The sequence below is a fragment of the Bacillus sp. P4_D3 genome (genome assembly GCF_056401855.1).
The window spans coordinates 1-13,194 of sequence record NZ_JBFUIN010000073.1 but is presented as its reverse complement, the minus strand read 5'-3'; the positions used below and the strand labels follow the sequence as shown (position 1 = coordinate 13,194).

Sequence of the window (13,194 nt, the reverse complement as noted above, 5' to 3'; positions counted from 1 at the left end):
GGAAACAACAATATCATTAGGTATTGTTTTGTTTTTTTATTGTGACAGTTCAAGAACGTTCTTTCTTCTTATTCGTAGTAGAGAAGGAGAATGAGTGAAATGAAAAAAGAAAAAGCAGTTGTTGTTTTTAGTGGTGGACAAGATAGTACAACATGTTTATTTTGGGCAATACAACAGTTTGCAGAAGTGGAAGCTGTAACGTTTAATTACAATCAACGTCATAAGTTAGAAATTGATTGTGCAGTGGAAATCGCGAAAGAGTTAGGAATTAAACATACGGTACTAGATATGAGTTTATTAAATCAACTTGCTCCAAATGCGTTAACGAGAACGGATATGGAGATTACACATGAAGAAGGTGAATTACCATCAACATTTGTAGATGGACGAAATTTACTGTTTTTATCATTTGCGGCTGTATTAGCAAAACAAGTTGGAGCACGTCATATTGTAACGGGTGTATGTGAAACTGATTTCAGTGGTTATCCAGATTGTCGTGACGTGTTTGTGAAATCATTAAACGTTACATTAAATTTATCTATGGATTATCCGTTTGTTATTCATACACCACTTATGTGGATTGATAAAGCAGAGACATGGAAATTATCTGATGAACTTGGAGCATTTGAGTTTGTTAGAGAAAAAACATTAACATGTTATAACGGAATCATTGGTGATGGTTGCGGTGAATGTCCAGCATGTCAACTTCGTAAAGCAGGATTAGATACGTATCTACAAGAACGCGAAGGAGCGAGCAACTAATGGATAACTTTTTTGGATTTCGCATCGTAGAAAATTTGCAAAAAATGGACAAGGATATTCAGCGTGAACAACTCAAATATCATAATAAAAGAGTAATGGTCAGCAAGGAATTTACATTTGACGCAGCGCACCATTTACACTGCTATGAAGGGAAATGTAAAAATTTACATGGACACACATATAAAGTCGTATTTGGAATTAGCGGATATGTAAATGAAATAGGCCTTGCAATTGACTTTGGCGATATAAAAGAGATTTGGAAAAATGAAATAGAAATTTATTTAGATCATCGTTATTTAAACGAAACATTGCCAGAAATGAATACGACTGCTGAAAATATGGTCGTTTGGATTTATGAAAAGATGGCAGAAGCATTAACGAAAGATAATCGTGCGAACGAATACAAGGGAGCTCGTGTTGAATTTGTTCGTCTTTTTGAGACGCCGACTAGTTATGCGGAAGTAAGACGGGAGTGGATGCTCGATGAGTAAAATCCCCGTCTTAGAAATATTTGGTCCGACCATTCAAGGAGAAGGGATGGTTGTAGGACAAAAGACAATGTTTATCCGTACAGCGGGCTGTGATTATAGCTGTGCTTGGTGTGATTCTGCTTTTACATGGGATGGATCGGCCAAAGATCAAATTAAACAAATGACACCGGAAGACATTTGGAATGAGCTTGTAGAAATTGGTGGAGAAAATTTTTCTCATGTTACGATTTCGGGTGGAAATCCTGTTTTGCTGAAAAATATGCAATTTCTTCTTTCTATATTAAAGGAGAATGGAATGCGAACAGCGGTAGAAACGCAAGGGAGTAAATGGCAAGATTGGTTGCTTCAAATTGATGAGGTAACGATTTCTCCAAAACCACCAAGTTCAACTATGCAAACAGATTTTCAGATGTTAGATTCTGTTATTCATAAACTAGCAGAGAAAGATTTTAGTTTAAAAGTAGTAGTATTCGATGATCAAGATTTTGAATATGCAGTTAAGATGCACGAGCGTTATCCGAATGTACCATTCTTCTTACAAGTAGGAAATGATGATACGAAAACAGTGGATGATGCGGTGCTTATAAAAAACTTATTAGAAAAATATGAATGGCTTATTGAAAAAGCTGTGAATTGTAAAGAAATGAATGATGCGAAAGTACTGCCTCAGCTTCATGCATTAGTATGGGGAAATAAACGAGGGGTATAATGAGAAGGGATGTTTAAAATGGCAGGAAGATTAGATGAAGATTTAAAAGATGTAACATTATTAGGAAATCAAAATACAAAATATTTATTTGAATATAGCCCGGGAATTTTAGAGGTATTTGATAATAACCATCCAAACCGTGATTACTTTGTAAAATTCAATTGTCCTGAATTTACAAGTTTATGTCCGAAAACAGGACAACCAGATTTTGCAACAATTTATATTAGCTACATTCCAGAACAAAGAATGGTAGAGAGTAAATCTTTAAAGCTATATTTATTTAGCTTCCGAAATCATGGTGACTTCCACGAAGATTGCATGAACGTTATTATGAATGATTTAATTAAATTAATGGATCCACGCTATATTGAGGTATGGGGGAAATTCACACCACGTGGTGGTATTTCAATCGATCCTTACTGTAACTACGGCCGCCCAGGAACTAAGTATGAGAAAATGGCAGACTACCGTATGATGAATCACGATTTATATCCAGAAAAGATCGATAATCGTTAATATAGAAAGAAAGGATCTGTATGATATACAGATCCTTTCTTTCTATTATATTATGCATGTTGATTAATGACAGTATAGTTTTTATGGCTTACAACTGTAAGAGGTTCCATATCTAGTTCTCTAAAATTCTCCATAATTGTTATATCAACAATAACGGAGTTTTGATTTACCTTTTGAACACGGCCTTGCATTCCACCTTTAAATTCAATGATATCTCCAGTTTCTGCGATCTGCATAAGCAACTCTCCTTGTTCCAGTTTTCCCAAAAAAAGAATAATTTGGGCTTTTTTATTTCCTCTTATTTTGAACTATATTTACTACTTTGTAAATGTTTCCAAAGTAAAAATTCGAAAAATATTCACTTTTTGTAAGGAAATATGTAAAAAATATTGTTTAGGAGAGGAATGATGAAAGTGCATACATCTTTATATAGGAGTATAATGAAAGATACAATAACCTACTAAAGTGGGAGAAATTAGGGGCGGTAAAATGATGTTTGAAGTTGTGGGGAGCTTTATAGCGATTTTATTATTTTTATTTTCTTATATGCAGTTGAAGAAAGTGCGTCATCATGAAACAACTACATATTTTGATGGACTGGATGGTGTGCACACATCGATAACATATGATAGTGGTGGGGATATATAACTTTCTTTTTATGCATGGTATGATGGCAATAAGAAATAGTACGTAATATAGTTCGTAAGGGATGAATGGGGAGTGGAAAGAATGCGAATTTCTTTTATTCGTCATGGTCGTTTGGACAGTACTATAGAGCCAATGACAATTATTTCATTTCGTGAATGGATGAAGCAATATGATTTAGGGACTACAGTAAAAAAAACTCCTATACCAATTGAAACAATTGAGATGATTGAATCAGCGAATTTGGTCGTAACGAGTGATCAGAGGCGTGCTGCGCGATCAACAGCCGAATTAACGGATTCTTTATCTTTTGTGCAAAATCCTCTTTTTAGGGAAGCTGAAGTTCCAACGAGTTTTTATGCTCCAAAATGGTTGAAATGTAAACCTAATGTATGGATGTTTATTGGACGTACACGATGGATAGTTGGTTATAGTAAAGATGTTGAGTCTTATAAGGAAGTACGAGAAAGAGCAAGGCAAGCTGCTAATATGTTGCACCGTTATGCGCTCGTACATGGACGTATTGYCCTTGTAGGTCATAGTTATTTTAATCCGATGATTGGGACTGAACTGAGGGCAATGGGGTGGTCTGGTTCGCCTATTTTCCATAGGAAGCCATGGGGATGTACAACGTATACATTTCATGAGGCGATGGATGGAAATGTATTAAATACAAAATTAACTTAAAAGAGGCTGTCCCTTTGGCAGCCTCTTTCTCTACATAACAAGCAAAAAAAGAATTGTCTTTTTAAGATATAGAAACCAATGACCGTAATGGTTTTATTAGATGGGCATACGGTTCGCCAACGAGCATAACGGTTGTATCTTTTTTATAACCAAGTTTTTCATATAGTGAAAAAGCACGTTTGTTTTCTAAATTAACAAGTAAGGCAATTTTTTCATGACCTTTTTCAGTTGCATGAAGTTCAGCGGCATCGATTAATTTAGAGCCAATGCCACGTCCACTGTACATATTTGAAACTGACAACGTGTCAATATAATACTCATCAAGTTCAGCTTCTTTTTCTAACGTAATGGATTCATCTTCATGTAGTTCTCTTAAGTGGTGTACGATTGGTGCATCAAGTTGCTCAGCGTCACTACCGTGATAAACGACAATAACTCCAACTACTTTTCCATCTTGTTCAGCCACTAAACAGTTTTCATAGCTCAATCGATTATTTTCTTTTGCGAACCATGTTTCAAGTCCTAGTATTACTTTTGCTTCAATTGTGCTACCTGTGATTTTTTCAGCAATTTCGTGCAGAGCGTCATACAGTAAAGGTGCTACTCCTACCGCATCTGTCTTTTTTGCTTTCCGAATCATAGTATCCCTCCTAGTTCTATGTATATATTGTAGCATAAAATAAAATAACAAACAGTGGCTTGGAACTTTGTTATACAGAGCGTCAAAAAGTTTGATATAGAGAAGTAGCTATGTTAGTATATGATATTTAGTGCGAATATAATAAAGTGATATAGCTATAAAAATAATGAAAGTGAATTACATAATAGCAACGGGATAATTTTACCGTTGTCGACCTATAGAAGATGCGATAAAATAAACTATTGCAGAGAGGTGAAATACATGGATAAACAATTAGCAAATGCAATTTTGGATCAGCTGAAAAATGGTGAAATAAAGGAGTATGTTGCGACGAAAGATGTATTTTATACGTTCAGGGAAGTTGTTGTAAATCGAGAAGATTTTAAACATATTATCGGGAACGCACAGCGCGGTGGACAGGTAATTTATACATATTCAGAAACACCACGTTCATAAATAGAAGATAAAGGAGAGGAGAATTATGGGGGATTTTAAACAAGGCATCTTGCCACATTGGGATTACATGTGGAAAGATAGAGCTGGGAATAGGTTTATGGGAATGGTTATGTATCCAGAGAAACGAAAATGTTCAGCAAAAATGCTTCAGAAAATAAAAAGAGCATATGAGCAAGCAATAGAAATTAAAGTAACTGTACAAGTTCAACATACATACCAGTACGTAGAAGGAATGATTGTATACTTTGATGAAGAAGCTCCTGTATGCACAATGCTTGATAAAGATGAGAATCCACATCATATATTTGTAAAAGATATTTTGCGTATTGAGCACCCTGAATAATTTTTTTCATAAATAAATTGAAGTTCCATAATAATAATCTTTTTCTATAATAGTTATCTTTTAGTATGTAACGAGGAACGAAAGAGTATGTATAAATATTTAATAAAGTAAAGTTGATAAATGTAATCGTTTTTTGGAACAGATTATCGTTTAAGGTCTGTTCTTTTTTGCGTGATGCTGGAGAAATATATTACTCCAGCATTTACTGTTTTATGACAAAAAATATTGTTAACTTTTTTAAAAATAAGGTTAAATTCGTTGACAACTTTTTTGAAAAGCACTTTATTGACATGAGTTTTAGAATGTTGTTTCATAGTCTTTGTATTGAAAAAAATCGACGGTCATGTCGAAAAGTAAAAGTTAAAAAAAGAAAGAATTTATACATATATCTTGTGTCTTATTTTGAAACGTAATACAATATATAGAGAAAACAAGAAACGACATACAGAGAATATAGATTGGAGAGGGAGGGTCGGAAATGTTAGTTGCATATGATTCTATGACAGGAAACGTGAAGCGTTTCATCCACAAATTAAATATGCCGACCATTCAAATTGATGAAGCTCTAATATTAGATGAAGACTTTATTCTTATTACGTATACAACAGGTTTTGGAAATGTACCGGAACGTGTTTTAGACTTTTTAGAACGCAATAATGAAAAATTAAAAGGCGTATCTGCAAGTGGCAATCGTAATTGGGGAGACATGTTTGGTGCAAGTGCTGACAAAATTTCTACTAAATATGAAGTGCCTATTGTATCAAAATTTGAGTTATCTGGAACAAATAATGATGTAGAATATTTTAAAGAAAGGGTGCGGGAGATTGCGACACATTGAACTGAATAATGAAATCACGCAAATGCAGGACGGTTTTTATCAGCTTCATAAAGATAAAGAGGCATTAGAAGTCTTTATGGAAGAAGCTAGAGAGAATACCGTTCATTTTAATAGCGTGGCAGAGCGAATGGAGTATATGAAAGAACATGATTACTATTACAACGTTCTGGACGAGTATAGCTTGGAGGAAGTAGAAGGAGTTTATAACATCGCTTATGGTGAAAACTTCGAGTTCCAATCTTATATGGCAGCATCTAAGTTCTATAAAGATTATGCGTTAAAAACGAATGATCAAAAACAATACTTAGAAAGCTATGAAGATCGTGTAGCAATTGTGTCATTATACCTAGGACGCGGTGATGTTGCGAAGGCAAAACAATTCGCAAGCATGATTGTAAAACAAAACTACCAACCAGCGACACCAACCTTTTTAAATGCGGGAAGAAGCAGAAGAGGAGAAATGGTGTCTTRTTTCTTGTTAGAGATGGACGATAGCTTAAATTCAATCGGTTTTAACATTAATACTGCGATGCAATTATCGAAAATCGGTGGTGGAGTAGCTTTAAACTTATCTAAGCTACGCGCACGTGGTGAGCAAATTAAAGGTATTGATAACGCCGCAAGTGGTGTAGTGCCTGTTATGAAATTGCTTGAAGATTCGTTTTCATATGCGAATCAACTTGGCCAACGAAAAGGTGCCGGCGCTGTATACTTAAACATTTTCCATTGGGATATTATAGAATTCCTTGATACAAAAAAAATAAATGCCGATGAGAAGAGCCGTATTCAGTCTCTATCAATCGGAATTATCATTCCAAGTAAGTTCTTTGAGCTTGCTGAGAAAAACGAACCTTTCCATGTTTTCGCGCCTTATACAGTATTTAAAGAGTACGGAAAACATTTAGATGATATAGATATCGACGAAATGTACGATGAATTAATGAGCAATCCGAAAGTGAAGAAGAAGCCACTAGATATTAGTGCGCGTGATATGCTTATTAAAATTGCTATGATTCAGCTTGAGTCTGGTTACCCATACTTAATGTTTAAATCAAATGCAAATAACCAGCATCCACTGAAGGATATTGGAACTGTGAAGATGTCGAACTTGTGTTAAATATGTAGCACCTTCTAGCAGAAATGCTAGTCGAAAACTCCGTTAAACGGGGAAAGCCTCAAGTTTGAGGTAACCTACCGTGCTAAATCTTATCTTAGAATGAAAATATAAAAGTTCAGAATGTATCTTATTATTTTGTATAGCAGAGTTATTGAACAACATAAAGTAATAAGAGACTTTCTGAAAGATTAAGATAAGTAAAAGCCTAACGACTATCCCATTTGGGAGTAGAGCGCAAGCGATTGGCGCTCGAAAAGCGGAGCACCTAACCAGGTAATGCTGTAGGTGATGATATAGTCTGTCCTGTATGGTGACATACAGCAGTTGCATGAGCAACGGACTGAGGAGTAGCGAACTCGGTTGAACATTCGAGACAGAAATCTTCCAGCTACAAGAAACTTCTGAAATAAATGATTACGGTACAGAAGACATTATCCGTCGTGATATTAACTGTAACTTAGGATCGTTAAATATCGTAAACGTAATGGAAAATAAAGAAATTCGTGAAGCAGTTCATGCGGGAATGGAAGCTTTAACAGCTGTTTCTGATATGACGATCATTCCGAATGCCCCAACTGTGAAAAAAGCAAATGATGAGCTTCATTCAGTTGGACTTGGAGCAATGAACTTACACGGATATTTAGCAAAAAATAAAATCGCTTATGAAAGTGCAGAAGCGAAAGAATTCGCTCGTACATTCTTTATGATGTTAAATTACTACTCGATTGAGAAAAGTATGGAAATCGCTAAAGAAAAAGGCGAGACATTTAAAGACTTCGATAAGTCTGATTATGCAAACGGCACATACTTTGAAAAGTATGAAACGAAAGATTACAGCCCAGTAACTGAAAAAGTTCAGCAATTATTTGAAGGAATTCATATTCCAACAAAAGAAGATTGGACAAGTTTAAAAGAGCAAGTACAGAAGAATGGTTTATACAACTCATATCGTCTTGCAATCGCTCCGACACAATCGATCAGTTACGTTCAAAATGCAACTTCAAGCGTAATGCCAATCGTAAGTCAAATTGAATCAAGAACGTATGCGAATGCGACAACATATTATCCAATGCCGTATTTATCAAAAGATACGTTCTGGTACTATAAATCTTCTTACGATATGAATCAGTTTAAATTAATTGATTTAATTGCAGAGGTTCAAGAACATATTGACCAAGGAATTAGTACCATTCTTTATGTTAATAGTGATATTTCAACACGTGAGTTAGCACGTTACTACATTTATGCACATAAAAAAGGCTTGAAGAGTCTTTATTATACGAGAACACGTAAATTAAGCGTGGAAGAGTGCGTGGCTTGTACCGTTTAATATAAAAAGTGAGACATTATGAGCAGRGTTTTTCTGAACCCTGCTCATGCTTAGTTATCAATTTTTTATGTTTATTTAGAGAAGGGGCGATTTAATGCGTGCGGTAAACTGGAACAAAAAAGAAGATGATTTTAGTTTAATGTTTTGGAAGCAAAACATCGCTCAGTTTTGGACAGAAGAAGAAATCGCAGTGTCTTCTGACAAAAATACTTGGGCACAATTATCAAAAGAAGAGCAAATTGCTTATAAGCGTGTATTAGGTGGTTTAACACTTTTAGATACGAAACAAGGCGGCGAAGGGATGCCTCTTGTACTTGTTCATCTTGAAAATTTACAAGCGAAAAGTGTATTAGCTTTCATGGGCGCTATGGAAGAAGTACATGCGAAGAGTTACAGCCATATTTTCACAACGTTAGCTACTGAAGAAGAAATTGATGATATTTTTGAATGGGTAGATAACCATCCATTACTTGAGAAAAAAGCTGGTATTGTTACTAGTTACTATCGTCGTTTATTAAAGCCTGAAGTAACGAAAAAAGAGTTATACATGGCAATGGTAGCAAGTGTGTTCTTAGAAAGTTACTTATTCTATAGTGGGTTCTTCTATCCACTTTACTTAGCAGGTCAAGGCAAATTGACGGCAAGTGGTGAGATTATTAACTTAATAATTCGTGACGAGTCAATTCACGGCGTATTCGTTGGTATTTTAGCACAACAAATCTTCACAGAACTTTCTGCAAAAGAGCAACAAGAAGTACAAACGGAAACGCAAGAGTTATTAATGGAACTGTATGAAATTGAATTGGCATATACAGAAGAAATTTATACTTCTATCGGTCTTGTAGAGGATGTAAATCGTTTCGTTCGTTACAATGCGAATAAAGGACTTATGAACTTAGGACTTGAGCCGAAGTTTGAGGAAGAAGAAATTAACCCAATCGTTTTAAATGGTTTACGTACAGATACGAAAAACCATGACTTCTTCTCTGTAAAAGGAAATGGTTACGTAAAAGCAACGAATGTTGAAAAGTTAGCAGACGATGACTTCGTATTCAATTTTTAATATAGTGTTATAGAAAAAGCTGTCTTTATAGAAAAGACAGCTTTTTTGCTATGAATAGTTTACATAATGTTATTATTTCATGGAAATATTTTAATCTTGTAAAAGCCCAATTTTTGAGGAAGTGGGAATAAAAAAACAAGGATTAAAGTTTTATTTTTCATATTTAGTCGTATGAGAGATTGAATAACTTATGCCAAAATGAATAAAAAATGAGAAGAAAGGAGACCCAACTCCACCTATACGTTCTTTTTACTATTGAATTTTTAAATGCTAGAAATTTTGGCTTAAAAATTGCATGAATATTTAAAAAGTAAAGAAAAGGGAGGTAATATCCGGTGTGATATACAGTTATTTGAAAACGCTTCCTTTTAACTGTCGATTTTTAAATGGAAATTAGATAGAGAAAGTAGGGGGAATGATAGGTGGGAAAAGTAGTTGGTTTAAAACGTTCATTAGGGCTTTGGTCAATTGTTATGCTAGGGGTCGGGTATATGACACCGATGGTTGGGTTTGATACATTTGGAATCGTTTCTGAAAAAACGGGTGGTCATGTTCCAGGAGCTTATCTTATTGCATTAGCGGGGATGTTGTTTACCGCTGCAAGCTACGGCAAAATGGTAAAGGTTTTTCCTACCGCTGGATCAGCTTATACGTATACACAGAAGACAATTAGTGCAAGGCTTGGGTTTCTTGTTGGATGGTCCGCGTTATTGGATTATTTGTTTCTACCGATGGTGAACGCACTATTAACGAGAATTTATATGTCAGCATTTTTCCCAAGTGTTCCTAGTTGGGTATGGGTCATTGGCTTTGTTCTCCTTGTTACATTAATAAATATGATTAGCGTAAATGTTACTGCTAATTTCAATACGTTCTTAGTAATATTTCAAGTGTTAGTAATGGCCGTATTTGTTTTTCTAGTTATAAAAGGCTTATTAGCGGGAGAGGGAACAGGAGAAGTTTTTTCCATTCAGCCGTTTTTTCAATCAGATATACAAATATCACCGTTAGTTGCAGGTGCAACAATTCTTTGTTTCTCATTTTTAGGTTTTGATGCAGTAACTACATTTTCAGAAGAGACACCAAACGCGGAGAAAACAATTCCTCGAGCTATTTTTCTTACTGCTTTAATCGGTGGAGTTTTATTCATTACTACTACGTATTTTACACAATCTATGTTTCCAGATACATCTGTATTTAAAAATCAAGAATCAGCATCTCCAGAAATTGCACTATATGTTGGTGGGAAATTATTTCAAGCTTTCTTTTTAGTAGGAACCCTTATGGGGACACTTGCGTCCGGTTTAGCTTCTCATACAAGTGTGTCCAGGTTATTATACGTAATGGGGCGAGATAATGTAATTCCGAAGAAAATATTCGGATACATTCATCCTCGCTGGCGAACTCCAGTATATAATGTTATTTTTGTAGGAATTATTTCGCTCTTCGCTATATTCATTGATTTAGAAACAGCAGCATCTCTTATTAACTTTGGAGCGCTTATTGCATTTACATTTGTTAATTTATCTGTGATTTCTTACTATATAATCAAGAAAAAAAGATATAAAACGATAAAAGATTTCTTAAATTACCTAGTTATGCCTATTTTGGGTGCTGCTACTGTAGCAGTACTATGGTTTAACCTCAATATCCATTCACTTATTTTGGGACTTTGCTGGGCTGCTATTGGAATTGGGTACCTTCTATATATTACGAACATGTTTCGTTCAGCTCCTCCGCAAATGCATTTTGAAGAAGTACAGGAAATATAAAGTGAAACTWTAATCAGTGGGGGTTTTGTTCATCCCCCACTGATTATTAGCCCTCACCAATCGGGCGTTTACGGGCAGCGGGGCTCCAACCTAACTTCTTTGCTCCAGCCGAATTTTGAGGTGGGAGTTTTACTGCCCACAAATAGCGGGATAAAAAAGCAAAAGACATCGGGAATGGATCCGATGTTTTTTGCTTTGAAGATTGGGCAATCATGCAGTATTGCATAATTCATTCAACGATTCATAAGGAAGAGGGGCAAGTCTAGGGAGGATGGCTGATAAATGATGGTCAACATGGTATTTTCTTTTGGCACAATTATTGCTTTGTACAATTAGTAAAAATATAAAAGCGGGGTGTTATGGTCGTAATCCAAGCAAAAAACAAATACAGTTGAACTTGAAAATCATTTCATTGAAGGTGGTTGCGAAGTTGTAGAAATATTACGTCTAATATGCTAGTTGCATTTTTAACCTAAAGGAGGGACCAAATGAAACTGGATATTTTATTAGAAGAAGTGGAGAGACAACAAATCGGCTATTATTGCATTTTGTCGAATAGTCATCGTTACGATATAGCTGTTACGTATTCGCAACAGTTTCTTGGAAAAGCAATGGTTACCTCAATTCAAAATGGGAGAATGGTTTTATTAAGTCAAGAAGATATTGGAGAGGAACAATATTGGGCACCAAGGCTAGGAATTGAGGTAGAAGATATAGAAGAGCTTCAAAACTTTTTCTATATGATTCTTCAGTCACAAAGGTTAGAAGAACAATATTAATAGAATAAAAGAAAGGGATGATTGATTGTGTATTATGATATTATTACGAGTCCGTGTTATGGAATAATTGAAAAAGTGTCTATTAATAAGGATTCGCGAATTTATGAATGGGAGCCATTATTCTCTATTAAAGATATGAATGGTAAACTGGAAGTAATTAAGATGGGATGTAGTGGAGAAGTTCAATCTTTAGAAGTAGAGGCAGGGGATAAAGTAATTCCAGGTATGGTATTAGCTTATATTCAAGAAGATCTTTTCGTTAGTGGTAGTGATTAAAGATAGAACAATGAGGAAGATGGAGGCGTTCATCTTCCTTTTTTTATTAAGTAAAGGAAAAAACGTTTTATTTTCAGATTAATTAAAAAAATCTGTTTTTAATGATACAATACAAATTAAATAGTTCAAAGGAGGAATAGCAACATGTTTTCCATTGCTCATAAAAAAATTAGACCTATTGTTTCTCTATCTATCGATCAATCTGAAAAGGAATGGAATATAGATGTTGAAAATATAAAAGAATCTTTTCTATTTTTAAAAAGAGGGGAGAAATTATTTGCATACGTTCATGTGAAGGATCTGCTATCAAATAGTAAGGGATTAACTGCTAAGGTATTGCTTTCAAATGCTGTTTCACTAGATACAATATGTCATCTTAGTAAAGATATTTCTTTAACAGCTCTTTTTCAAATTATTGGAGCGCCGATTGCGATAGTAAAAAATGAAATAGATGAGCTAACAGGATATATAAGAAGAGAGGATGTTTTTGCAGAACTATTTAAACAAGAAAATCAGAGTGTTGATATATTGAAAATTATTTTAACGTCTATTCCAATGGGGATTTTTGTAGTAGATCGTGAAAAGAAAATTGTAAATTGCAATGAGTCTGGTTTGAAGATGATTAAATCGACTCCTGAAAAAGTTATGAATGTACCAGCAGAACTGATTTTTAACGAAGAGCACATTAATAACGTATTTACAACGGGAAAAACGATCTTGAATCAATTACAAATCACAAATGAGATGGGTGTATTAGTTGACTATAGTCC

Annotated in this window: 17 protein-coding genes and 1 pseudogene; 16 read left to right on the top strand and 2 right to left on the bottom strand. The window is 34.8% G+C overall.

Features of this window, described 5'->3' with window-relative positions; translation table 11 throughout:
* The first annotated feature begins 99 nt into the window (after positions 1 to 99).
* Genes queC through queF form a run of 4 tightly spaced genes read left to right on the top strand, consistent with a single transcriptional unit; the run spans position 100 to position 2,478 of the window.
* Positions 100 to 762, top strand: coding sequence for a 7-cyano-7-deazaguanine synthase QueC (gene queC / locus AC1DTM_RS11425; RefSeq protein WP_002158728.1), 663 nt, complete (start codon positions 100 to 102; stop codon positions 760 to 762).
* The gene (gene queD / locus AC1DTM_RS11420; protein WP_002011526.1) at positions 762 to 1,253 is read left to right on the top strand and encodes a 6-carboxytetrahydropterin synthase QueD; all 492 of its coding nucleotides are present in this window, start codon (positions 762 to 764) and stop codon (positions 1,251 to 1,253) included. The genes queC and queD overlap by 1 nt, the downstream gene beginning before the upstream one ends.
* Complete coding sequence (queE, locus tag AC1DTM_RS11415) at positions 1,246 to 1,962, top strand: 7-carboxy-7-deazaguanine synthase QueE (RefSeq protein ID WP_078179566.1); 717 nt, start codon at positions 1,246 to 1,248, stop codon at positions 1,960 to 1,962. Before queD ends, queE begins: the two co-directional genes overlap by 8 nt.
* Positions 1,963 to 1,980: 18 nt before the next feature.
* Positions 1,981 to 2,478: a preQ(1) synthase gene (queF, locus tag AC1DTM_RS11410; protein WP_002158726.1), complete on the top strand. Its 498-nt coding sequence runs from the start codon at positions 1,981 to 1,983 to the stop codon at positions 2,476 to 2,478.
* Between the two features lie 50 nt (positions 2,479 to 2,528).
* Here queF and AC1DTM_RS11405 read toward each other — a convergent pair whose 3' ends face one another.
* A complete protein-coding gene (locus AC1DTM_RS11405) occupies positions 2,529 to 2,714 on the bottom strand; it encodes a YkvS family protein (RefSeq protein WP_002064385.1) in 186 nt (61 codons plus the stop codon).
* A gap of 256 nt (positions 2,715 to 2,970) precedes the next feature.
* Here AC1DTM_RS11405 and AC1DTM_RS11400 point away from each other — a divergent pair, with 256 nt between their 5' ends.
* Both AC1DTM_RS11400 and AC1DTM_RS11395 read left to right on the top strand, forming a co-directional pair.
* Complete coding sequence (locus AC1DTM_RS11400; protein WP_002158725.1) at positions 2,971 to 3,126, top strand: hypothetical protein; 156 nt, start codon at positions 2,971 to 2,973, stop codon at positions 3,124 to 3,126.
* An 81-nt stretch (positions 3,127 to 3,207) separates the two neighbouring features.
* A complete protein-coding gene (locus AC1DTM_RS11395) occupies positions 3,208 to 3,810 on the top strand; it encodes a histidine phosphatase family protein (protein WP_477000239.1) in 603 nt (200 codons plus the stop codon).
* A 61-nt stretch (positions 3,811 to 3,871) separates the two neighbouring features.
* Here the strand turns inward: AC1DTM_RS11395 and AC1DTM_RS11390 are convergent, their stop codons facing one another.
* Positions 3,872 to 4,450 carry a GNAT family N-acetyltransferase gene (locus tag AC1DTM_RS11390; RefSeq protein ID WP_002158723.1) on the bottom strand — a complete coding sequence of 193 codons (579 nt, stop codon included), beginning with the start codon at positions 4,448 to 4,450 and terminating at the stop codon, positions 3,872 to 3,874.
* A gap of 261 nt (positions 4,451 to 4,711) precedes the next feature.
* On the opposite strand from AC1DTM_RS11390, the gene AC1DTM_RS11385 reads away from it, so the two are divergent.
* The 10 genes and pseudogenes from AC1DTM_RS11385 to AC1DTM_RS11340 form a co-directional block, all read left to right on the top strand.
* Positions 4,712 to 4,906, top strand: a complete 195-nt coding sequence (locus tag AC1DTM_RS11385; RefSeq protein WP_002149609.1) for a hypothetical protein — start codon at positions 4,712 to 4,714, stop codon at positions 4,904 to 4,906.
* Between the two features lie 25 nt (positions 4,907 to 4,931).
* The gene (locus AC1DTM_RS11380; protein WP_002158721.1) at positions 4,932 to 5,249 is read left to right on the top strand and encodes a hypothetical protein; all 318 of its coding nucleotides are present in this window, start codon (positions 4,932 to 4,934) and stop codon (positions 5,247 to 5,249) included.
* Positions 5,250 to 5,727: 478 nt separating this feature from the next.
* Positions 5,728 to 6,087 carry a class Ib ribonucleoside-diphosphate reductase assembly flavoprotein NrdI gene (gene nrdI / locus AC1DTM_RS11375; RefSeq protein WP_088098840.1) on the top strand — a complete coding sequence of 120 codons (360 nt, stop codon included), beginning with the start codon at positions 5,728 to 5,730 and terminating at the stop codon, positions 6,085 to 6,087.
* Positions 6,074 to 7,201: pseudogene (locus AC1DTM_RS11370) on the top strand (ribonucleotide reductase N-terminal alpha domain-containing protein); the annotation flags it as partial. The gene nrdI and the pseudogene AC1DTM_RS11370, both read left to right, overlap by 14 nt.
* Positions 7,202 to 7,583: 382 nt before the next feature.
* Positions 7,584 to 8,534, top strand: a complete 951-nt coding sequence (locus tag AC1DTM_RS11365; protein WP_307831438.1) for a ribonucleotide reductase large subunit — start codon at positions 7,584 to 7,586, stop codon at positions 8,532 to 8,534.
* Between the two features lie 94 nt (positions 8,535 to 8,628).
* Positions 8,629 to 9,597 carry a class 1b ribonucleoside-diphosphate reductase subunit beta gene (gene nrdF, locus AC1DTM_RS11360; RefSeq protein ID WP_002064394.1) on the top strand — a complete coding sequence of 323 codons (969 nt, stop codon included), beginning with the start codon at positions 8,629 to 8,631 and terminating at the stop codon, positions 9,595 to 9,597.
* A 422-nt stretch (positions 9,598 to 10,019) separates the two neighbouring features.
* Positions 10,020 to 11,369, top strand: coding sequence for an APC family permease (locus AC1DTM_RS11355; RefSeq protein WP_016104262.1), 1,350 nt, complete (start codon positions 10,020 to 10,022; stop codon positions 11,367 to 11,369).
* A 488-nt stretch (positions 11,370 to 11,857) separates the two neighbouring features.
* Positions 11,858 to 12,148: an SAV0927 family protein gene (locus AC1DTM_RS11350; RefSeq protein WP_002202687.1), complete on the top strand. Its 291-nt coding sequence runs from the start codon at positions 11,858 to 11,860 to the stop codon at positions 12,146 to 12,148.
* A gap of 27 nt (positions 12,149 to 12,175) precedes the next feature.
* Positions 12,176 to 12,424, top strand: coding sequence for a biotin/lipoyl attachment domain-containing protein (locus tag AC1DTM_RS11345; RefSeq protein WP_002149602.1), 249 nt, complete (start codon positions 12,176 to 12,178; stop codon positions 12,422 to 12,424).
* Positions 12,425 to 12,568: 144 nt separating this feature from the next.
* On the top strand, positions 12,569 to 13,194 hold a 626-nt coding region (locus tag AC1DTM_RS11340), incomplete at its 3' end, for a PAS domain-containing protein (RefSeq protein ID WP_477000238.1).

Excerpts from the sequence above, each read along its gene's own strand:
- queC (WP_002158728.1), top strand. The coding sequence starts at position 100 with ATGAAAAAAGAAAAAGCAGTTGTTGTTTTTAGTGGTGGACAAGATAGT.
- queD (WP_002011526.1), top strand. The coding sequence starts at position 762 with ATGGATAACTTTTTTGGATTTCGCATCGTAGAAAATTTGCAAAAAATG.
- queE (WP_078179566.1), top strand. The coding sequence starts at position 1,246 with ATGAGTAAAATCCCCGTCTTAGAAATATTTGGTCCGACCATTCAAGGA.
- queF (WP_002158726.1), top strand. The coding sequence starts at position 1,981 with ATGGCAGGAAGATTAGATGAAGATTTAAAAGATGTAACATTATTAGGA.
- AC1DTM_RS11405 (WP_002064385.1), bottom strand. The coding sequence starts at position 2,714 with ATGCAGATCGCAGAAACTGGAGATATCATTGAATTTAAAGGTGGAATG.
- AC1DTM_RS11400 (WP_002158725.1), top strand. The coding sequence starts at position 2,971 with ATGTTTGAAGTTGTGGGGAGCTTTATAGCGATTTTATTATTTTTATTT.
- AC1DTM_RS11390 (WP_002158723.1), bottom strand. The coding sequence starts at position 4,450 with ATGATTCGGAAAGCAAAAAAGACAGATGCGGTAGGAGTAGCACCTTTA.
- AC1DTM_RS11385 (WP_002149609.1), top strand. The coding sequence starts at position 4,712 with ATGGATAAACAATTAGCAAATGCAATTTTGGATCAGCTGAAAAATGGT.
- AC1DTM_RS11380 (WP_002158721.1), top strand. The coding sequence starts at position 4,932 with ATGGGGGATTTTAAACAAGGCATCTTGCCACATTGGGATTACATGTGG.
- nrdI (WP_088098840.1), top strand. The coding sequence starts at position 5,728 with ATGTTAGTTGCATATGATTCTATGACAGGAAACGTGAAGCGTTTCATC.
- nrdF (WP_002064394.1), top strand. The coding sequence starts at position 8,629 with ATGCGTGCGGTAAACTGGAACAAAAAAGAAGATGATTTTAGTTTAATG.
- AC1DTM_RS11350 (WP_002202687.1), top strand. The coding sequence starts at position 11,858 with ATGAAACTGGATATTTTATTAGAAGAAGTGGAGAGACAACAAATCGGC.